Annotated in this window: 21 protein-coding genes; 11 read left to right on the top strand and 10 right to left on the bottom strand. The window is 38.6% G+C overall.

The window, feature by feature from the left end:
• Window positions 1-197 precede the first annotated feature (197 nt).
• The gene (locus A7P55_RS14865) at window positions 198-575 is read left to right on the top strand and encodes a DUF2750 domain-containing protein (RefSeq protein ID WP_004806719.1); all 378 of its coding nucleotides are present in this window, start codon (window positions 198-200) and stop codon (window positions 573-575) included.
• Window positions 576-713: 138 nt separating this feature from the next.
• Complete coding sequence (locus A7P55_RS14860) at window positions 714-1,145, top strand: CBS domain-containing protein (protein ID WP_004806717.1); 432 nt, start codon at window positions 714-716, stop codon at window positions 1,143-1,145.
• 63 nt (window positions 1,146-1,208) lie between these two features.
• Here the strand turns inward: A7P55_RS14860 and A7P55_RS14855 are convergent, their stop codons facing one another.
• Window positions 1,209-2,423 (bottom strand): aspartate aminotransferase family protein, encoded by a 1,215-nt coding sequence (locus A7P55_RS14855; RefSeq protein ID WP_171552680.1) that lies wholly within the window; start codon window positions 2,421-2,423, stop codon window positions 1,209-1,211.
• A gap of 163 nt (window positions 2,424-2,586) precedes the next feature.
• On the opposite strand from A7P55_RS14855, the gene grxD reads away from it, so the two are divergent.
• Window positions 2,587-2,928 carry a Grx4 family monothiol glutaredoxin gene (gene grxD, locus A7P55_RS14850; RefSeq protein ID WP_004639270.1) on the top strand — a complete coding sequence of 114 codons (342 nt, stop codon included), beginning with the start codon at window positions 2,587-2,589 and terminating at the stop codon, window positions 2,926-2,928.
• A gap of 51 nt (window positions 2,929-2,979) precedes the next feature.
• Here the strand turns inward: grxD and A7P55_RS14845 are convergent, their stop codons facing one another.
• The gene (locus A7P55_RS14845) at window positions 2,980-3,303 is read right to left on the bottom strand and encodes a hypothetical protein (RefSeq protein ID WP_171552679.1); all 324 of its coding nucleotides are present in this window, start codon (window positions 3,301-3,303) and stop codon (window positions 2,980-2,982) included.
• Between the two features lie 79 nt (window positions 3,304-3,382).
• Here A7P55_RS14845 and A7P55_RS14840 point away from each other — a divergent pair, with 79 nt between their 5' ends.
• Together A7P55_RS14840 and A7P55_RS14835 are read left to right on the top strand one after the other, a co-directional pair.
• Window positions 3,383-3,811, top strand: a complete 429-nt coding sequence (locus A7P55_RS14840) for a guanosine-3',5'-bis(diphosphate) 3'-pyrophosphohydrolase (RefSeq protein ID WP_171552678.1) — start codon at window positions 3,383-3,385, stop codon at window positions 3,809-3,811.
• Between the two features lie 55 nt (window positions 3,812-3,866).
• The gene (locus A7P55_RS14835; protein WP_171552677.1) at window positions 3,867-4,787 is read left to right on the top strand and encodes a LysR family transcriptional regulator; all 921 of its coding nucleotides are present in this window, start codon (window positions 3,867-3,869) and stop codon (window positions 4,785-4,787) included.
• 27 nt (window positions 4,788-4,814) lie between these two features.
• On the opposite strand, the gene map is transcribed toward A7P55_RS14835, so the two are convergent.
• The gene (map, locus tag A7P55_RS14830; protein ID WP_005204101.1) at window positions 4,815-5,609 is read right to left on the bottom strand and encodes a type I methionyl aminopeptidase; all 795 of its coding nucleotides are present in this window, start codon (window positions 5,607-5,609) and stop codon (window positions 4,815-4,817) included.
• Between the two features lie 360 nt (window positions 5,610-5,969).
• Here map and brnQ point away from each other — a divergent pair, with 360 nt between their 5' ends.
• A complete protein-coding gene (gene brnQ, locus A7P55_RS14825; protein WP_005212638.1) occupies window positions 5,970-7,271 on the top strand; it encodes a branched-chain amino acid transport system II carrier protein in 1,302 nt (433 codons plus the stop codon).
• 414 nt (window positions 7,272-7,685) lie between these two features.
• Window positions 7,686-7,946, top strand: coding sequence for a hypothetical protein (locus tag A7P55_RS14820; RefSeq protein ID WP_004806700.1), 261 nt, complete (start codon window positions 7,686-7,688; stop codon window positions 7,944-7,946).
• Window positions 7,947-7,958: 12 nt separating this feature from the next.
• Here A7P55_RS14820 and A7P55_RS14815 read toward each other — a convergent pair whose 3' ends face one another.
• Window positions 7,959-8,414, bottom strand: a complete 456-nt coding sequence (locus A7P55_RS14815; protein WP_171552676.1) for a hypothetical protein — start codon at window positions 8,412-8,414, stop codon at window positions 7,959-7,961.
• Window positions 8,415-8,549: 135 nt separating this feature from the next.
• On the opposite strand from A7P55_RS14815, the gene A7P55_RS14810 reads away from it, so the two are divergent.
• Both A7P55_RS14810 and A7P55_RS14805 read left to right on the top strand, forming a co-directional pair.
• Window positions 8,550-9,407 carry an alpha/beta fold hydrolase gene (locus tag A7P55_RS14810; protein WP_171552675.1) on the top strand — a complete coding sequence of 286 codons (858 nt, stop codon included), beginning with the start codon at window positions 8,550-8,552 and terminating at the stop codon, window positions 9,405-9,407.
• 700 nt (window positions 9,408-10,107) lie between these two features.
• The gene (locus tag A7P55_RS14805; RefSeq protein WP_004653790.1) at window positions 10,108-10,572 is read left to right on the top strand and encodes a MarR family winged helix-turn-helix transcriptional regulator; all 465 of its coding nucleotides are present in this window, start codon (window positions 10,108-10,110) and stop codon (window positions 10,570-10,572) included.
• Window positions 10,573-10,638: 66 nt separating this feature from the next.
• Here A7P55_RS14805 and A7P55_RS14800 read toward each other — a convergent pair whose 3' ends face one another.
• The 5 genes from A7P55_RS14800 to A7P55_RS14780 all read right to left on the bottom strand — a co-directional run bounded on the left by A7P55_RS14800 (window position 10,639) and on the right by A7P55_RS14780 (window position 16,899).
• Complete coding sequence (locus A7P55_RS14800; protein WP_171552674.1) at window positions 10,639-11,301, bottom strand: SOS response-associated peptidase family protein; 663 nt, start codon at window positions 11,299-11,301, stop codon at window positions 10,639-10,641.
• Window positions 11,302-11,377: 76 nt separating this feature from the next.
• Window positions 11,378-11,998, bottom strand: a complete 621-nt coding sequence (locus tag A7P55_RS14795; protein WP_171552673.1) for a 2OG-Fe(II) oxygenase — start codon at window positions 11,996-11,998, stop codon at window positions 11,378-11,380.
• Between the two features lie 166 nt (window positions 11,999-12,164).
• Window positions 12,165-14,327, bottom strand: coding sequence for a malate synthase G (locus A7P55_RS14790; protein ID WP_171552672.1), 2,163 nt, complete (start codon window positions 14,325-14,327; stop codon window positions 12,165-12,167).
• Between the two features lie 288 nt (window positions 14,328-14,615).
• The gene (gene zapE, locus A7P55_RS14785; protein WP_005153415.1) at window positions 14,616-15,761 is read right to left on the bottom strand and encodes a cell division protein ZapE; all 1,146 of its coding nucleotides are present in this window, start codon (window positions 15,759-15,761) and stop codon (window positions 14,616-14,618) included.
• A 118-nt stretch (window positions 15,762-15,879) separates the two neighbouring features.
• Window positions 15,880-16,899: an AraC family transcriptional regulator gene (locus A7P55_RS14780; RefSeq protein ID WP_159883470.1), complete on the bottom strand. Its 1,020-nt coding sequence runs from the start codon at window positions 16,897-16,899 to the stop codon at window positions 15,880-15,882.
• 155 nt (window positions 16,900-17,054) lie between these two features.
• Between A7P55_RS14780 and A7P55_RS14775 the strand changes: the two genes are divergently transcribed.
• Both A7P55_RS14775 and A7P55_RS14770 read left to right on the top strand, forming a co-directional pair.
• Window positions 17,055-18,569, top strand: coding sequence for an NAD(P)/FAD-dependent oxidoreductase (locus A7P55_RS14775; RefSeq protein ID WP_171552671.1), 1,515 nt, complete (start codon window positions 17,055-17,057; stop codon window positions 18,567-18,569).
• 201 nt (window positions 18,570-18,770) lie between these two features.
• Complete coding sequence (locus tag A7P55_RS14770) at window positions 18,771-19,997, top strand: multidrug effflux MFS transporter (RefSeq protein WP_171552670.1); 1,227 nt, start codon at window positions 18,771-18,773, stop codon at window positions 19,995-19,997.
• Between the two features lie 30 nt (window positions 19,998-20,027).
• Here A7P55_RS14770 and A7P55_RS14765 read toward each other — a convergent pair whose 3' ends face one another.
• Window positions 20,028-20,597: a TetR family transcriptional regulator gene (locus A7P55_RS14765; protein ID WP_171552669.1), complete on the bottom strand. Its 570-nt coding sequence runs from the start codon at window positions 20,595-20,597 to the stop codon at window positions 20,028-20,030.
• Between the last annotated feature and the right edge of the window lie 155 nt (window positions 20,598-20,752).

Below are 20,752 nucleotides of genomic sequence, written 5' to 3'. Positions count from 1 at the left end.
GGTGGCGTTTTTTAATACCTATTTAAAACGTATTAACATCATCCTTTCACATTTCTGACTTGCGCTACACCAAAGCTTTAGTTGCTTTGATTTGATACTTACAATATTTGCTTACGATTTAGATCAATTGTTTAAACATAACTGCCATCTATCTTTCTTATAATAAAACATAAGTTTAAGAATATTAGTTTAATAACATGTATCGTTTTAGCCATTTCCAACCAGTCTCACGTGAGTTGATGTTTAAAATTTCAATTCTAAAAACAATGATGTATTGTGGCGTTCTTTGGGGTTTATACCATCAGGGTTGGGCAATCAAATCGGATCAAGATGGTCACGTATTCCCCTTTTGGCTAAACGGCGTACAAGCACATCGCTATGCCAAAGCACACTGGAAAAACTACACCCCACGTAAGATTACGCCGAAAGATTTTCATGAATCCTTGCTGCCAACTTTAACCCGTTTACAAGTTGAACCTGCTTTATTTAACTCTTCGCATCGTAAATTTAAACTTTCAACTCAGCAAATGCAGCATTTCTTCTTTATGCCACATCAATCAGCAGTGACGGTTTAATCATTCCCTCTACTCCAGTGATGACTTTTTAGACATTCATGAAGAAAAGTTATCATTGGAATGAAATTAGGGCTTTGCATTTAAAAAAAATACCGTTAAGTTAAATGAAAATGACAATACAACACAGGTGGATAAACAATGACAATCGTTGCTCAAGTCATCAAGAATAAAGCAGTACAATCAATTTTTACCATTTCACCGAATGCGACGGTACTTGAAGCAATTAAAATTATGGCAGAAAAAGGTGTTGGTGCTTTAGTTGTCGCTGAAAACGAAACCGTCGTAGGTATTTTTTCTGAACGTGACTATACCCGTAAAATTGCCTTGATGGAGCGTTCATCAAACAATACACCGGTATCAGACATTATGACGTCAAAAGTGATTTCTGTAGGTTTAAACCATACTGTCGAAGAATGCCTTAACCTTATGACTGACCGTCATTTACGTCATTTACCTGTGCTTGATCAAGAAAAGTTAGTTGGATTTATCTCCATCGGAGACTTAGTTAAAGCAGCAATGGATGATCAACGTATTCTGATTGAGCAGCTTCAACAATATATTTCTGGCTGATTTAAGAAACAAATTAAAAAAGGGCAATTCATTTGCCCTTTTTTATGATCTCATCTCTATCAATTATGCTTTTAGAAAGTGCTGAATCACAGGAGCAAGACGTTGTAGTAACTCATCTGCTTGCGCTTGTGTCATGTTTAATGGTGGTAATAAACGTACCACCGAACCTGCCGTTACATTGATAATCAACTTATATTCATCACGTGCAATCGCAACCAGTTCTGCACAGTCTTTTGGCAGTTGAATCCCAATCATCATGCCAAAGCCACGCACTTGAACATTGTAATCGGCCAATTGCGCTCTGAGTTGATCGACAATATAGGCACCCACTGTAGCAGCGTTCTCAACTGCATTTTCCTTTTCCAGTGTATCAAGCACGGTATATACCACACGTGAACCTAACACTGTTCCACCATAAGTTGAACCATGACTACCTGCACCCAGTAAACCGACTGCTTTACCTTGTGTCATGACGGCACCAATTGGAAAGCCGTTGCCCAAACCTTTTGCAGTTGTCATGACATCAGGAATAATGTTGGTGTGTTGATAGGCAAAGTATTTACCTGTACGGCCATTACCTGTTTGGATCTCATCCAGCATCATCAACCAATTATGTTGATTACACAGCGCACGTACATCTTCTAGGTAACTAAATCCTTGTGCTGCAGTATTCACGCCACCTTCACCTTGAATTGGTTCAATCAGTATGGCAACGATATCTGGGTGATTGATCGCTGCTTCTTGAATTGCTTCTACGTCACCAAAGGGTACGCGAATAAAACCTTCTACTAAAGGCGCGAAACCTTCTTGAACTTTTTTATTACCCGTTGCAGATAAGGTTGCCAAGGTACGACCATGGAAAGATTGTTCTGCGACTAGAATTTTAGGATATGCAATGCCTTGTTGAGCACCAAATTTACGTGCAATTTTGATCGCACCTTCATTTGATTCAGCGCCGCTGTTGGAAAAGAAGATCTCTTCCATACCTGAAACCGCAGCCAGTTTCTGCGCTGCAGCGGTTTGCCAAGGAATTTCATATAGGTTACTGGTATGAACCAAAGTCGCAGCTTGTTCAGCAATCGCTTCTGCAATAACAGGGTGTGCATGTCCTAAACCGCACACAGCAATCCCAGTTAACGCATCTAAATATTCTGTCCCCTCTGCCGTATATAGATACGCCCCTCGCCCTCGAACAAAGCTGATCGCTTGGCGACCATAGGTTGCCATAAGGTGTGATGGTTGATCAGGTTGCACAGGAGCAAGAGTGATATTAGTCATAACAAACTCAATCTATCAGTAGTTGTGGTGAAAAAAGTTATATAAGCAAAAACTTGCGTAGATTGAAAGCCTAAAGTCACATTTATATAAGAAAAATCTTTCGCAATCCTCCGCCACGCTTTTTTTTAGGTATAATGCAAGGAGATTAGTTGAGGATCTATCTATGACGGAACAAGCGCGTGATACAGTAGCGTTAATTCGTGATCAAATTGCGAAACACCCTGTTTTACTTTACATGAAAGGCACTCCACAATTCCCGCAATGTGGTTTTTCTGCTCGTGCAGTAGAAGCACTTAGCCAAATTGGTCGTCCATTTGCCTATGTAAATATCTTGGAAAATCAAGATATTCGTGCAACTTTACCTCAAATTGCGAACTGGCCTACTTTTCCACAATTATGGATCAATGGCGAGCTCATTGGTGGTAGCGATATTATGCTTGAAATGTTCCAAAATGGTGAGTTAAAACCATTAGTTGAACAGTACAGCCCAGCGCCTGAAGCATAAGCTGTTAAGCAAAAAGCCAATCAAATGATTGGCTTTTTTATTGGAAGGATTTTAATTTTGACTAAATCCAACATAACGGAATAGCCCCTCTACACCTAAATCTGCTTTATAAATGTGCATATCGGCATAGTGTGCTTGAGAGACGCTGGCAAAAATATTCATATTTGGATCTTCATGAATTTCATCAACCGACTGTGGTAGAACTTCTTCAAATCGATCAGCAATAAATTCAAAACCTAAATCCATTGCCATAAATAGCGTATGCTCACACGGTTGAATATACTGCTCCTGATCCCAGTCTAGAACAGCATGCTGACAAAAAGGACATGCAATGTTTTGGGTCGCATCGACAATATTGATAAGTTGATATGACATAATACTTAAGCGTAAAAAATTTCAGCCAGTTTAAAAGAATATGACGCGCTAATCTATCTTGAAGCGGAGGATTTAGCTGATGGCAACATTAGAACAAGCAATTGCATTTGCCGCAAAACAACATTCAGGTCAAGTCGACAAAGCCAATGCCCCCTATATTTTACACCCGCTCAGAGTGATGCTGAATGTACCGAGTATTGATCATAAAATCATTGCTGTTCTGCATGACGTCTTAGAAGATACAGAAACAAGCATTGAAGATTTACAAGCTTTAGGATTCCAGGCACACATTATCGAAGCAATCGTTGCACTCACCAAACAGGATGGTGAGTCTCGAATCGAAGCCGCTCAGCGCGCTGTACAAAACCCTTTGGCACGTGTTGTGAAATTGGCTGATATCACTGACAATATGGACTTATCTCGAATTCCATCGCCAACCGCAAAAGATTTTGAGCGAATGGAACAATATCAGCAGGTTCGGGCTATATTATTAGCCCACAATGTTTAATAATCACTTTTATATTCATTTAACTTAATCACAATAAGCTGGAGTTTATAGCGTAATGCTAACGGATTTAGATGATTTTTATTGCTTCGCACTGGTTGTAGAACATGGTGGCTTTAGTGCTGCCGAACGTGCAACAGACATTCCTAAATCTAAACTCAGCCGTAGGGTTTACAATCTTGAAGAACAATTGGGTGTACGTCTAATTCAACGCAGTTCGCGTCATTTTGCCGTGACTGATATTGGGATGGATGTTTATCGCCATGCACAAGTGATGATGAATGCAGCCCAAGCAGCGCATGATGTGGTCAATCATTTGAGTAGTCAGCCACGTGGTGTTATCAAAGTGAGTGTGCCTGTCGATATTGCTCAAAACCAGATGGCAAAAATCCTACCTGCCTTTTTGAAAAAATATCCCGAAGTGCGGGTGCAGATGATGATCAGCAATCGTCGTATTGATGTGATTAATGAAGGGATTGATCTTGCATTGCGTGTTCGCTCTAAATTAGATGATGATCCGAACCTAGTATTACGTCAATTTGAAGCGATTGAACAACGTCTTTTTGCCAGCCAAGCCTATTTAAATGAATTTGGTCATCTTACTACGCCTGAACAACTGGCTGAACATCGTATTATCAGCATGGCAGAAGATCATCTCGATCAACAATTCTTGTTGACGGGTCCAGAGCATCAACAGAAAAAGATTAAAGTGAATCCTGTGATTATGGGATCAAATCTTCTCATGTTGGCTGAGTTAGCAACGCAAAACTGCGGAATTGCGTTACTACCAGACAGTATTGCCCAAGACTTTGTAAAAACAGGGCAACTTGTGACTGTCTTACCAGAATGGACTGCACCACACGGTGTTTTCCACGCAGTTTATCCATCGAGACGCGGTCTATTGCCCGCTGTTCGTGTTTTTATTGATTATTTGGTTGAACAACTTACCCAATGCTCAACTAAAAAAAAGCGCGATTAAAAATCGCGCTTTAATTTATCGGACAACTTAAACGGCTGGATAATGCCCTGTGCCATTCGGCCACGGCGTTAATAGCTCAAAGCCATCATCCGTTACAGCAACCATGTGCTCCCACTGAGCAGACAATGATTTATCTTGTGTCACCACAGTCCAACCATCATTAAGTTCTTTCACATAGCGTTTTCCTGCATTGACCATCGGCTCAATGGTAAACACCATGCCTTTTTTTAGAACCAAACCTTGACCTTTCTGACCGTAGTGCAAGATATTTGGCTGTTCATGGTAAATACGACCAATACCATGCCCACAGTATTCACGCACAATGCTATAGCCTTCGCGCTGCGCAACAGATTGGATGGCATAACCAATATCACCCAATGTTGCACCTGGTTTCACCGTATGAATCCCTGCTAACATCGCCTCATAAGTGGTTTCTACCAGTTTCTTCGCTTCCGGCTTGGGCTCACCAACAAAATACATTCGGCTAGTATCACCAAAATAACCATCTTTAATCACAGCAACATCGATATTTAAAATATCCCCCTCTTGCAAAATCTTTTTCGCAGAAGGAATGGCGTGACAAACTTCTTCATTGACAGAAATACAGGTCGTCTTGGTAAAACCGTGATAGCCCACATTGGCTGGAATCACTTGCAACGTATTCACAATATAATCATTGCAGATATCATCTAAATATTCAGTTGAAACGCCAGGCTTGATATAAGGCCCGATCATTTCTAACACTTGTGCCGCTAAACGACCAGAGATACGTAATTTCTCCAGATCTTGTTCAGTTTTAATGGTCACAGTAGAAGCTCTCATTCGAGATTTTCCTTATTCATCAATCAGATTAAAATCACATGCAGAAAAATTAATATGGGGACTGCATAAAGTATTTCAATATTTGTACGCCTTCCCATTGAAATCTTCAATCTATTTAAGACTAAAAGACCATTTTTATTTTTATATTTAAATTCGGTTAGCCTAATAAGGAGGAATCTACATGCTTCTGCATTTTTTGAGTTTTGGAAAGCTTTTCAACACATTAGCTTTACCATTACTAATTATATGATTTTAATCATTTCTTTTTAGTCAAAAATCAACCAAATTTCACATAAATTAGTTTCAAAAGAACGCATTTTTGTTCTAAAATTCGCACTTTTATTTTATGCCTCCCTCTTTATGAATCAACTTCGTACAGGAGATATCATTGCTTTAGGTTTTATGACCTTCGCGTTATTTATTGGCGCAGGCAATATTATCTTTCCTCCAATCGTTGCTCAGCAGGCTGGTGAACATGTCTGGCTTGCTGCCTTCGGTTTCTTAATTACCGCAGTTGGTTTGCCTGTCATTACGATTATGGCCTTATCTCGTATGAAAGGTTCAATCGAAATCATCAGCTCTCCACTTGGACGATTCTTTAGCTTACTACTCACCATTGTTTGCTATTTATCCGTAGGTCCATTATTTGCAACACCGCGTACTGCAACAGTTTCTTATGAGATTGGCTTTGCACCGTATTTTGGTACATCAGGTAGCAGCCTTCTTATTTATAGTATTGTGTATTTTGCATTTGTGACAGCAGTTTCGCTTTATCCAAATAAATTACTCGATACGGTTGGCCATGTACTGGCACCTTTAAAAATCATTGCCTTGGCAATCTTAGGTATCGCCGCATTTGCGATCCCTACAGGTATGATTTCAGCACCAGTCAACAACTATATCGCAAGTCCTGTTTCTGAAGGTTTCGTTAGTGGTTATTTGACCATGGATACCTTAGGTGCACTGGTATTTGGTATCGTGATTATTCAAGCGATCCAATCACGTGGTGTGACAGATACAAAACTGATTACCAAATATGCCATTATCGCAAGTTTGATTGCGGGTGTTGGACTCACGCTTGTGTATATCAGCTTGTTTAAACTTGGCTTAGGCAGTCATGAAGTCGCGCCTAATGCAGCCAATGGTGCAATCATTCTGCATGCTTATGTACAACACGCATTTGGTGATTACGGATCGTATTTCTTAACCATCTTAATTTTCCTTGCATGTATGGTAACCGCAATTGGTCTCACCTGTGCCTGTGCTGAATATTTCACAGAATTAACAGGCTTATCTTATAAGTTACTTGTTTTTATCCTAACTGGCTTTTCTTTGTTGATTTCTAATCTAGGTCTAACAAAACTGATTGCAATCTCAGTTCCTGTACTTAGTGCAATTTATCCGCCAGCGATTGTCGTGATCATGCTCAGCTTCTTCTGGAAACGTTGGAACAATCCGTCCATCGTCGTTGGATCCGTAACTGCTGTTGCTTTCCTTTTTGGTATTTTTGAAGCAATTAAAGCGGCTGGCTTTACTGCGCAATTACCGACTTTTATTCAGCACTTACCATTGAACGAACAAAATCTCGCATGGTTACTGCCATCGCTGATCGTTCTTGTTTTTGCAATTGTGGTCGATCGCGTATCAGCATCTAAAGATTAAAATGATTTGTCGTTAAAATGATGTTTTACCCAAACATGATTTTAGCTATACAAAAAATGTTCTTTTATCCAACGCTCATTTTTTGTTTACGACAAATCTTTCTTTTCTTGATTTAAAGCTGACGCTGTCAAATATGACCTTAATGTCTTTATTTGTGATCTAAAACAACTATTTCATTTTAATTAGTTGATTGGCAAATTTTTCAAAATGTAAAAATAATGGTTAATATTTAACTAAAAAATAGTACAAATCAATATAAAAAATACTTAAAAGTTATATAAATCAATACATTTAGAAATTTATTTTCAAAATAGTCACAATCCCTATTGAAATGCTCAGAAAATAGCAGTACAACTTAAAAAACAATTCAGACAAAAACACATGGTTTTGTCGTCACAACAAGGAGGGATGGAGATGTTATCAATACATTTCAGCAAGCAAGTCTTCATTAACACTCTGAAGGCAAATGATTCAATCGTATATGCAACTACAACGCTCGCCTTAATGGTCACGTTGTTATTTCAAGGCACAATTAAAGGTAATTTAAAACCCGAATATTTTGCATATGCATTGATTGTATCTCTGGCCTTTTGTATGTGGGCGATCGTCGATCGAAAGTTTCGACAGTTAAGCGCAGTGCGCCAAAAAAATTCTTTAGGAAAAATGGATGAGTGATCATCCATTTTTTTAATGTAAAAATTCAACAATTGTTCCCAATACTAAAATCCCAGTTGCACCCAGCTCTACGATAATTAAACACAACATCATCAACGTCATACACCAAGCTGGTAAAGTCCATTTCCCCACTTGATGCGGCTGTTTGAATTGATTGGTGGTATCTTTTAATAGTCCGTGCAAAATATAAATTAAAATCGACATCGCAAAGAAGAATAGATTTGCAACAACACAAAATAATGCGATTGAATCAGATAGAACTGTAAAAAAGCTCAATGCTGCTAAAATTAGGCTGGCTGCTGCATAAAGCAGACTGCTCCGATGTGCAATATCCACATAATAATGTGCTCTTGCCTGCGCTGTTTGTCTGATTTGATAGTATTTCCAAACCCCAGTCAGCATCCCCACCCATAAAAAAATCCCACTAAATACAATTGCAAGCTGAGTTGCAGTGTTTAAAGCGTACATATCGTCCCCGAAATTAAAATATTCCTTTTGTATGCGTATATTACATAAAATTTGACTTTTAAGTCATTTTTTAAACGAGTTTCTTTTTGGAACTTGTGTAAAGTAATACTATGCATATATAAGAGTATCTTTCTAATGAAGAGTTATGAATCTTTTTGGATCAGTTGCAAAGATGACTATCAACTTGCAGCCCAATTTTATCCTGCACAAGATCATACCAAACCCTACCCGATCTTGATTTGTCCAGCGACAGGAATTACTAAAAACTTCTATCATGCTTTCGCAGAATGGCTTAACCAACAAGGTTATAGCGTCTTAAGTTTTGATTTTCGCGGTATTGGTGAATCTTTACATGGCCCGCTCAAGAATTCTACGGCCAGTATAAATGACTGGGGAATTTATGATATTCCAGCCGCAATTGAAACATTATTAGACCGAACTCTAGCTGAAAAAGTAATTATTGTTGGGCATAGTGCTGGTGGGCAATTACTCGGGATTACTTCAAACTATAACAAGGTTGCTAAGGTTTTGGCGATTGCAGGCTCAACGGGTCATGTCAAAGGCTTGAAAGGTAAAACCAAAATCCTTGCGCCTGTCATGTTTAATGTTATTTTCCCAATTTCTAGCTTTTTGAAAGGTTACGGTGCAACTCAATTTATTGGGATGGGAGAAAACCTCCCTAAAAATGTTGCAAAACAATGGGCTGAGTTTTGTAGTAAACCTGGCTATGTCATGAATGCGATTGGTAAAAGTATCTTCGAAGATTATCATCAAGAAATTCAATGCCCGATTACTTCTTTTTGGGCAACCGATGATGAAATTGCCACCCAAGCCAATGTCAAAGACTTACTGCGCTTATACCCGAATGCACCAACCAAATTAATTGAACTCAATCCACAACAACATGGCTATAAACAAATTGGACATATGTCGATGTTTAAAAAGTCACATCAAAAGTTATGGCCTCTGATGGAACGTGAACTTAAGCTTTAAGAAAAACATTCAGTCATCACAATTTTGCACTTTACGCATCTAAACCTGTAATCCTGTTTAGGTGCGTCTTTTTATCTATTTAGTCTTCGAATCTCCTATCCTATAAAAAATCTTATCTCGATTTCCTCTTACTTCACCTCTACCCCAATTCATCTCTAAATTAAACTCGTTCCAAAGTTGTTAAAAGCTGAAAATTTTAAAATTTCATCGAAAAAATGTGATAAAGAATGTATTTATTCAACTTTTTTAAATTTTTTTATGTGCTATATTTTAACCAATTGATTAATTCAAATAGTTGTATTCGCTATTTTTTTAAGCGTTATTTATTTTATAAATATATTGATTTCGTATATTTATGACATTTTAGACAGAAAATATTATAAAAATGTCACGTCAAAAATCGTATTTTTTTTCTACAATACGATTATTCTACAAACAAGCAGCAATGCAAGGCTGTAGGACAACCTTGAGGGAAAGACGACTGGATAGTACATCATTAATAGCTGATTTATGTGAATTTTATGATGACTTATTCATTGAAAATAAAGATAATTTCACCGTTATCTTTGAACAGATTTGTTAAAAAATGGAATGCTAAAAAAATCAGGAAATCGATTTTTTTAACAGGCAAGTTATAGACATTTCATGGAATCTAGGAGCGACTAGGAGTGGCTCCTTGTGCAAGTATAGGAAATAAGTGATGCCAAAAAAATATGCGCGTTTTTTACCTACAGCCGATTCATTTAACCTGGAAGACTTTCCTTTTTACTGGATTTCTCAAGTAAATGCTCAGTACGTTCAAAATATCGATAACGTGCTTAAAAAATATGGCTTAGACAATTCTCGTCGCCGTATTCTCATTGCATTGCATGTCAAACCTCATGCCAGTGTGTCAGAGCTTTCCGACATGGTCATTTCCAAAATGTCGACCACAACCAAGATTGTTTATCGCCTCAAAGATGAAGGTTATATCGATACTTATTCGTGTAAGGAAGATGGTCGTATCACTCGCGTCTATCTAACAGACAAAGGTCAGGAAATGATTACTAAAATCAATGATCTTACCTCAGTGATCTTAGAGCAATCATTTGATGGCTTAACCCCATTGCAAATTGAAAAAACAATGGAAATTCTACGCCATATGTTTAAAAATCTTGCACGCTAAGTAACTGATTCAAAAAAGGCTTCCAATAGGAAGCCTTTTTTAATCTCATCAACTCAAATATCGAGCTCAATCAAACATATTCAGCTGCGGTGTTATTTTTGCGATCTTTGCTTTAGGGACATGGGAACACTCAAACTCTTCCACAGGGAAACCCTGCATAAATTCATACAGCTGATGTGGCTGTTTTAAACTTAACCATTCATCTAAACGCTCATGCGGAATAACCACCACTGACCGCTTTACATCTCCCGGTTCATGGAAGTCTTTCATCATCGGATGGTTTATGGCGTCCATCGTGAGCATGGTGGCTGAACGGATCACCTGATCATTCAACTTGCGAATCTCATACAGTGCTGCGATATAAAATGCTTGTCCATCTTTACGGCGTACGCCCCATCTTTGAGGCTTATGATCAATGTATTTACTTTCATAGAACTCATATACAGGAATAACTCCAAATTTGCATTTTGAAGCTGCCTCCAAGAAACTAGGTTTCTGAAAAATGGTTTCATGTCGAGCATTATAAGTATGCTTGGAAATATTAGTATCTTCCGACCACTTTGGTACCAAACCAAACAATACTTCCCGCCACTCCAGCCCGTGCTCCGATTTAAATAGCAAAGGGGTGGTATAACTTGGGTAAACCTCTCCCCCATATTCAAATGGAATCAAAGGTAAACCAAGCTGTTGAGCTTGCTCGACTGTTAATGGTTTATAGTTGGCACACATAATTGGTTGAGTATTTATCCTTAAAAACAAAGTTAAAAAAAGGAGGTATCAAGCCTCCTCTTTCTAATTGCATAAATTAGCCAAATAACTTTTTCATTTTTGCACTTAAACCGTGAATGAAGCGGTGCTTGGCATTGGCTTTATCGCTGGTTAAAAAGTTAATTTGAATTGACTGACGCTGTCCTTCAAAAGGTACATAACCATGCCAACCATTATCAGTCACTTTAAATGCAACCAATGTACCTGGACCCGCATCAATTTCTTCGACGTAGTCATCCATGTTCTTTTCATCATTCAAGATACGTAGACGACCCGTAGGCGAATCCCAAGACTCATTTAAATAAATCAGAATAGTCAGAAGTTTGGTTTTCGAGTCAGAATGAATACGACCATCTTTTTGACGTGAATAACCACGCAAAGTGATCATCATCGGATGCTCCATCACATCCACATCAAATTTTTCAGTTAAAATTTGGCGGAATTCTTTGGTATCTAAAGATTTTAAAAAGCGATCAAAATTAGGCTTAATTTCAACATCTTCAATGTTGTAGCTACCACCCTGTTCAATCTTTGGGAAATCCTGAATAACAGCTTTCACCTCGCTGTCTAAGATCGAATTTTCTACTACAAAATAAGGATACGGTGAAGTAGAAACTTGCGCTTGTTTTAAAGCATCTAATTTTAAAATTTGTGACATCGTTATGATTCGGCTAAATGATCAAACTACGAGAATTATAACAAAAATTTCATCAAGATGATGTTTTATCCTGTTCTATAAATTGAGCCTATATTTTACAGTTAAAGTCCATACGCTCCATACAAAATAAAAAAGCCTCCGAAGAGGCTTTTTTATTCAGATGAAATTAATCACCTGTATAACCTTTTAATTTTAAACGCGCAGCATGTAACAATGGTTCTGTATAACCTGATGGCTGCTCTGCACCTTTGAAGATCAAGTCAGAAGCGGCTTGGAATGCAATTCCATCAAAGTTTGGTGCCATTGGCGTATAAAGCGGATCATTGGCATTTTGCTGATCAACAATCACAGCCATACGTTTAAGCACTTCTTCAACTTGTGCACGCGTTACGATACCGTGACGTAACCAGTTTGCAACGTGTTGAGATGAAATACGTAAAGTAGCACGGTCTTCCATCAAACCAACGTTGTTGATGTCTGGCACTTTAGAACAACCAACACCAAGGTCAACCCAACGAACCACATAACCCAAGATACCTTGACAGTTATTTTCAAGTTCGTTGTTTAACTCTTCCGCAGTCCAATTGGTTTCTGGTGCAAACGGTGGCGTTAATAAATCATCTAATGACAACATGTTTTCAGCAGCCAATTCATCTTGACGTGCTTTTACATTGATTTGGTGATAATGCAACGCATGAAGTACCGCACCCGTTGGAGATGGAACCCATGCACAAGATGCACCTGCATTTGGATGTGCAGTCTTCGTCGCCAACATGTCTTTCATGCTGTCTGGTTTTGGCCACATGCCTTTACCAATTTGCGCTTTACCTTGTAAACCACATGCTAAACCAATTGCCACGTTACGGTTTTCGTAAGCAGCAATCCATTTTTGTGTTTTAACTGCTTCTTTACGAACAACTGGTGCCGCTTCCATAGATGTGTGGATTTCATCACCTGTACGATCCATAAAACCTGTATTGATGAAAATGGTGCGATCTTTCGCAGCAGCAATACAGTTCTTCAAGTTTACAGACGTACGGCGCTCTTCATCCATGATACCGATTTTGAGTGATTTTGCAGGCAAACCAATTGCTTGTTCAGCACGCTCAAATAATTCAACCGCAAATGCAACCTCTTCTGGACCATGCATTTTTGGCTTAACGATATACATTGAACCTTTACGAGAGTTTTGGTTTTCGTTTTGACCACGAATATCCGCAACTGTCAGTAATGGAGTCACTAGAGCATCCATGATGCCTTCAAACACTTCTTGACCATCAACAAGGATGGCTGGGTTTGTCATGAGGTGACCCACGTTACGAAGCAACATCAATGAACGACCATGTAATTTAGTCGTGCCACCAATGAGATTCTGAACCGTACGGTCTTTGTTCAGAGTACGAGTAATGGTCTTACCATTTTTCTCGATTGACTCTTGTAAGTCACCTTTCATGAGACCTAACCAGTTACGATAGCCTTCAACCTTCTCTTCCGCATCAACCGCAGCAACAGAATCTTCCAAATCCTGAATGGTTGTAACCGCAGCTTCGAGTGTTAAATCTTTCACACCAGCAGCATCGGTCTTACCTACTGGGCTATTCGCATCGATTTCGATAATCACATGCAAACCATTATTTAATAAAACGATCTCAGTTGGACTTGCAGCTTCACCGTTAAAACCAACAAATTGTGATTCATGTGCCAAAGAAGTTGTTGAACCATCTTTTAGCGTTACAGCTAAACTATTATTCACCACTGCATATTGAGTTGCATCTGCATGCGAACCTTGAGCCAATGGGAAAGTTTGGTTTAAGAAATCTTTTGCGAAAGCAATAACTTTATCGCCACGTACTGGGTTATAACCTTTGCCTTTCTCTGCACCGCCTTCTTCAGAAATAACGTCTGTGCCATACAGCGCGTCATATAAAGAACCCCAACGTGCATTCGCAGCATTCAAGCTATAACGTGCATTACGTACAGGTACTACCAATTGTGGGCCTGCCAATAAAGCAATTTCTTCATCGACATTTTCAGTTGTAACCTCGAAGTCAGCAACTTCAGGCACTAAGTAACCAATTTCAGTTAAGAATGCCTTGTAAGCATTTAATTCAAATTTATTGTTGCGATGCCATTCATCAATCTTTGCTTGAAGATCATCACGCTTAGCCAATAATGCTTTGTTCTTTGGGCTAAGGTCTACAACGACTTGCTCGAAGTTTTTCCAGTAAGTTTCACTATCTAAACCAGTGCCTGGTAAAGCTTCATTTTCGATGAAATCGTAAAGTTCTTTAGCAATCGCTAGCTTGCCTTTTTGAATACGTGCAGTCATTGTCTTTCCTGATGGTGCTAACTTTTTATAACAAGAATTCTAGTATACTGATTTATACTAGCCTGAATAGTAATATCACATTCCTAAATAGTAAGCATTTTCCCCATTAGAAGTATTGACAAACACAATTTTTTATACTTATCAAAATATCAAATAATGAGTTTTTACTATAGTTATGCGACACACTCCCTTTTTCAAACTCATCTAGTTATAGCAAAATTTGACCAAGAATAAAGCCTTATCCATGTAAGTTTATAAAAAAAGGCATTCCGAAGAATGCCTTTTCATTTATGAAGTCTGTGCGACCTGAATTTGTCGATGCTCCGAATGTAAATAATCATCCGATTGCATTTCTAATAAACGTGAACGCGTCCGTTCAATCTCAAATGCCAATTTCTCACCTTCATAAAGATCGATAATTGAATCTTCTGAGGTAAGAATCAGTTTCACACCGCGGTCATAGAACTCATCGACCAAATAAATAAAGCGGCGTGTTCCTTCTGACAGGAAATCGGTCAAATGCGGAACATTGCTGACCAAAACCGTATTATAGATATTTGCGATTTCAATAAAGTCAGCCGGGCTTCGTGGTTTGAAGCACAACTCAGAAAACTCACACCACAATACGTCTTCCGTATGCCCTAATGTTTCAACCACTCGATTATTAATCATGATCGGTGAATTTGACTGTGTCTGGGTTTGTGTCAAAGCTTTAAAACGGCCAGATAACCATGCTTGAGCGTCATCTGTTAATGGGTATTTGAACAATTGCGCCTGCTTCAATACGCGCAAACGATAATCCACCCCAGCGTCAACATTCAAAACACTACAGTTCTTTTTCACCAACTCAATCGTCGGAATAAAACGATCACGATGAATTCCATTTTTGTATAGACCATCTGGTGCAATGTTTGACGTTGCAACCAATGTTATTCCACGCTCAAACAGCTTTTGGAACAGATCACTTAAGATCATGGCATCGGTTACATTCGATACGAAAAATTCGTCAAAACAAATGACAACGGCATTCTTATAAATTTGATCAGCGACCAAATCTAAAGGGTTACGTTGGCCAGAAAGTTTATTCAACTCTTTATGTACATGTTGCATAAAATGATGGAAATGCATACGTGTTTTACGGCGGAATGGTACAGATTCATAGAACTGATCCATTAGCCACGTTTTTCCACGACCTACACCACCCCACATATAAACGCCTTTCGGATAAGTCTGACGACGGAAACGTCGAAATGCTTTCTTTGAAGCCTTATAGCGAGTGTGTAACTCTTTCCATACTCGATCTAACTCTTGCACAGCCTGAGCTTGTGCTTCATCTGGCATGAATTGTCCTGACTCAATTGCTTGAGCATAACGCTCGGCAGGTGATGTTGGGATAAATGCAGTGCTATGTGAGTCTGGTTTAGAATTTGACATAAGGTGTTATTGCAATTTTAATTGGTGAAAATTATATCGAACATTCCGTTCAATGACATTAGATTTTAGGCTTAATTATCATAGAGTTTAAACATCATAATGTACCATTTTTAATCATTTAATGATTTCGATTATATTGACGAGGACTCAGTCCAAACCATCTTTTAAAGGCATGATTAAAAGCAGCAGGCTCAGAATAACCTAACATTTCGGCCACCTGTTCGATTGAATAGGAACTATTTTCAATAAACTTTATTGCCTTCTGTTTGATTAATCTTTCCCGAATTTCTTTATAGCTGGTCTGCATTTGCTGCAATTGATGCCGCAAAGTACGCTCAGGAATATCCAATGCACACGCTGTTTCCGCCATACTTGGAATCACCCCATTTTGCATTTCCAGATAATCCTCAACATACTCAACCACAGTCAGTTTGAGACTGGCAGTTTTTTCTAAATGTTGAATATCCTGTAGGCATTTTTCTTCATAAATGCGATACGTCAAAATATCGGCAGATGGAATTTTTGTGTTTAAAATTTGTGTATTTTCTAAAATAAAAGCAGCTTGTGCACATCCAAATTTGACATCTTGCCCATAATAATCTTGATATGCTGCAAGCAGTGTTAAGTCTTTGGGTCGATGAAATGGCAGTTCAATTTGAATTTGAGGGACCTCAAGTCCCATCATCTTAAAGATATCCTGTAAAAACTTATAAGTACCCGAGATTTCACATTGCGCTCTCAATTGACCTAAATGCATACTTAAATCAATCGGTCGATATAGCAAATGGATCAAGTCATCTTCAATCTTTAACTGTAAAGAACCAAAAAGATGAGTCAATTGCTGATACTGAACCCCATTTAATAGCGCCTTATGCAGGGTATCACTAGTAACCAATAGCATCAGGAAGGGTCCATACCCCGCTAATGCATAATGCTGTCCGATAAATAGACCTTGTTCAGGTGAGATATCCTGACTAATATGCTGCAAAATATCCCATTCAATCTCATCTGGAATAATTGAACTAGGATCTAAAGCATCGGCCTGTATTCCCATATTGGCTAAACGTGCATCCACGTCAATCCCGACATGACGCATGCCCTGAATCAAATACATCAATCCGAGGATAGATCTCTTCATAAGTCCGAATGCAGTTCTCAAAACTTTAATGTTTTACTATAAAACGTTGTGCAAATGAATTGCCGAAATGATCAAGTTTTACGTCTATACAATCATATTTAATCTCGTCAAAACCGTTAAACTTGCACAAAATTTAGCTGTGTAGGACGTAGACTATGCGTGATGTAACCAAAAATGCGATTCAAAAAACAAAAGTTGCAATTATTGGTGCGGGCTTTGGTGGCTTAGCAATGGCTATTCGACTATTACAAAGTCAAATCAATGATTTTGTAATTTTAGAAAAAACCAACGATGTTGGCGGTACATGGCGAGAAAACCAATATCCTGGCGCAGCGTGTGACGTTCAATCACATATGTATTCCCTTTCATTTGCACCTAAAACAGACTGGTCAAAACGCTATGCTGAAGCAGATGAAATTTTTGATTATATTCAAAATATTACCGAGCAATACCAACTTCGAGATTATTGCAAATTCAATCACGAAGTGACCAAAGCCGAATTTGACGAAAACCGCAATGTATGGACGCTAGATTTTAAAGACCAGACAACGCTTGAGGCTCAATTTGTCATCTTTGCGTCTGGCCCTCTACATGTGCCACAAATCCCCCATATCAAAGGCATTGAGAAATTTAAAGGTAAAGTGTTCCATTCTTCTCAATGGGATCACAATTACGATCTAAGCGGCAAAGCCGTTGTTTCAATCGGTACTGGTGGTAGCGCGATTCAATATATTCCTGAAATTGCAGCAGAAGTAAAACAGCTTTATGTGTTCCAGCGCACCGCTGCTTGGGTCATTCCACGTGATGAGCGTAAATATTCTCAGCTAAGTAAAAGCTTATTTAAAGCATCAAATATCTATCGTCAGATTCACCGTACCCGTTTGTACTGGACCAATGAATCGCGTGTTGTGCCCATCGTGCAACCACAGATTATGAAATACGGTCAAAAACTTGCTGAAGCTTTTATCCGCTATCAAGTGAAAGACAAAGAACTCGCAAAAAAACTGACGCCAGATTTTGTCATGGGCTGTAAACGTATTTTAATTTCCAATAAATACTTCCCAACCTTCAACCGTAAAAATGTTGAATTAGTGACAGATGCTATTCAGGAAATTACAGCGAACGGTATCATCACCAAAGATGGTAAAGTACGTCAAATTGATTGCCTGATTTATGGTACTGGTTTTATTACTGATCCACGCATTTACTTAAAGCATTTCAATTGCGTTGGCCGTAATGGCATAGAACTTAAGCAAGCGTGGAAAGATGGTGCGGAAAGCTATTATGGTGTGAGCACCAAGAACTTCCCGAATTTGTTCCAGTTACTTGGACCAAATACGATTCTTGGCCATAACTCTGTGATTTTCATGATCGAGTCTCAGGTCAACTATATTTTACAATTGATCCAAACTGTTGATAAAACATGTACACAAGCGGTTGAGATCAAGCACGAAGTTCAAGACCAGTTCAATCAACGTGTTCAAGATCAGCTCAAAGGTACAGTTTGGCAAGCAGGTGGCTGTAGCAGTTGGTATCAAGCAGCAGATGGTAAGAACTTTTCTTTATGGCCAACATATACATGGAGGTATTGGCTAGAGACACGTAAAGTGAATGTTGCTGATTATAATTTTATCAACACAGCGCTTAATTCAAAAAACCATGCAGCTTAAGCAGAAATAGCTGAATTCATCCAAATAAAAAAAACACCTTTGAAAGCTCAAAGGTGTTTTTTTATTTCAACGCTTTAGGGACCTGATTTAAATCCCCCTGTTCTTTTCTATGCAAAACATAAATAATCATGTTAATATTTTAACTACCTACCGTTAGGTAGTTAAAATAAATATTGTTTCCCTCGAAAGAGTACACAAAACATGAATGCTGCTCCCCCCATCTCAAAGATCAGTTGGTCTCTGTTACTGTTGCTTTCCCTTTTTACCGCCTTGGATGCATTGGCGATTGATATTTATTTGCCAGCATTTCCACTGCTTGCAGAAAGTTTTGCGACAACACCAGGTCATATACAACTCACACTCTCGGTATTTCTGATTGGACTCGCTCTTGGTCAGGGTATCTATGGGCCATTGCTTGATCGCTTTGGCCGCCGTAATCCATTACTGATCGGAATCGCTGTTTTTATTTTAGGATCAATACTGGCAGCCCTTGCACCAACGATTGAGTGGTTACTGGCCGCACGTTTCTTACAAGCAATAGGTGCTTCAGCAGGACTTGTGGTTCCAAGAGCAATTATTTCTGATGTATGCGATGCTAAAACCAGTGCCAAGAATTTTTCTATTTTGATGCAAGTCATGATGATTGTACCGATTCTTGCTCCCTTATTGGGTAGCTTGATCCTACGTATCGGCTCTTGGCATTTAATTTTCTATACATTGGCGGTGCTTGGTTCCATCCTGTGGCTATGGGGAAATCAAGCCATTCCAGAGACATTGAAACCTCAATATCGACAAGCATTGCAATTCACAGCGATCAAAAATAGCTATCGAGCACTTTGTTTGAATAAAAGCTTTATCAGTTATACGCTTGCTGGTGGATTTATCTTAGGTGCTTTCTTTGTATACCTCAGCCAATCACCGTTTATTTTTATTCAGCATTATCATATCCATAACGAAAGTTTTAGTACCTTGTTTGCAGCGAATGCCATTGGTTTAATTATTCTGGGACAAATCTCAATTCTGTTACTCAAACGTTGGTCGGCCCAACAATTACTGGTCATCGGTATGTGCTTATTCAGTGGTTCAAGCTTTGTTTTAATGCTATGTCTATATTTTTATGACTTAAATTTATGGCAATACATTGCGCTGTTAGGATTAAGCATTTGGTCAACTGGATTCATTTTCGGTAATTTAACTGCACTGACCATGCAGCAAAGCCCACAGCATTTAACGGGTGCAGCATCCTCATTAATGGGCTTACTGCAGTATGCTTTCGCGGCACTGATCGGATTTATTGTAAGCTTAATAGAAATCAATATTAGCCTACTTCCAAGCAGTTTGTTTATTTGCGGTGCTATCGCACTTGGCTTATGTCTTTATGCTGCACTAGAACAGCGTGAATCATTTGCTGTAGTAGAAACAGAATAAAGAAATTCCACACCTGATCAGTGCCAGAACTTAGGTACTGATCAGAATATTTAATGCTTTCAAGATCGCATCCAATCTAAGATGAAACTTCTCTCTTCCGCCATAGATCAGCTCACTTTGTAAGGCGTCGACAAAGCTCATACATACACGAGCCAGCGCTAAGCTATCCAGTTGATGCTTATTGTCTATTAAAATTGAGTGCTGGATGGCTTGTGAAAATACATTTTCCAGTTCCGCCATAAAAACATGCATCGGTTCAATTACCTGATCATATAAGTGCACAGGCGGACTAATTAATGCATTCATCCAAAACTGAACCCCATAAGAAGCATTAAAGCGCTGCTCAATACTCATAAAATAAGTATGTAATTGCTGCTGAATTCCAGCACCACCTTGCAGAACGGTTTTAGCATGTCCCAATTCTTCATCAATCATAATCGGGATCAAGCTCAGATACAGTTCATCTTTATTTTTAAAATGTGCATAAATTGAAGGCTTTTTAATTCCAACATCAGTCGCAATTTCATTTAAGGATGTTGCTGCAAAACCCTGTTTTGCAAACCGTTCTAATGCTACTTTTTGAATCTTAGCTGCTGTCACAAATCATCCACCTCTTTTACTGCTAAAAGTATATTTCAGCCAACAGGATATTCATAGCTGCATGACAACAATGAAGTTAATTAACCACATTAGGTATATCTGATGTGGTTAAATGCACTTTTATTGCAAAACATTCTATATCAAGTGATATATAA

It is taken from the genome of Acinetobacter sp. Ac_5812 (assembly GCF_013072695.1).
Taxonomy (GTDB): Bacteria; Pseudomonadota; Gammaproteobacteria; order Pseudomonadales; family Moraxellaceae; genus Acinetobacter.
The sequence above is the reverse complement of the archived record's forward strand: the minus strand, read 5'-3'. Positions and strand labels throughout refer to the sequence as shown.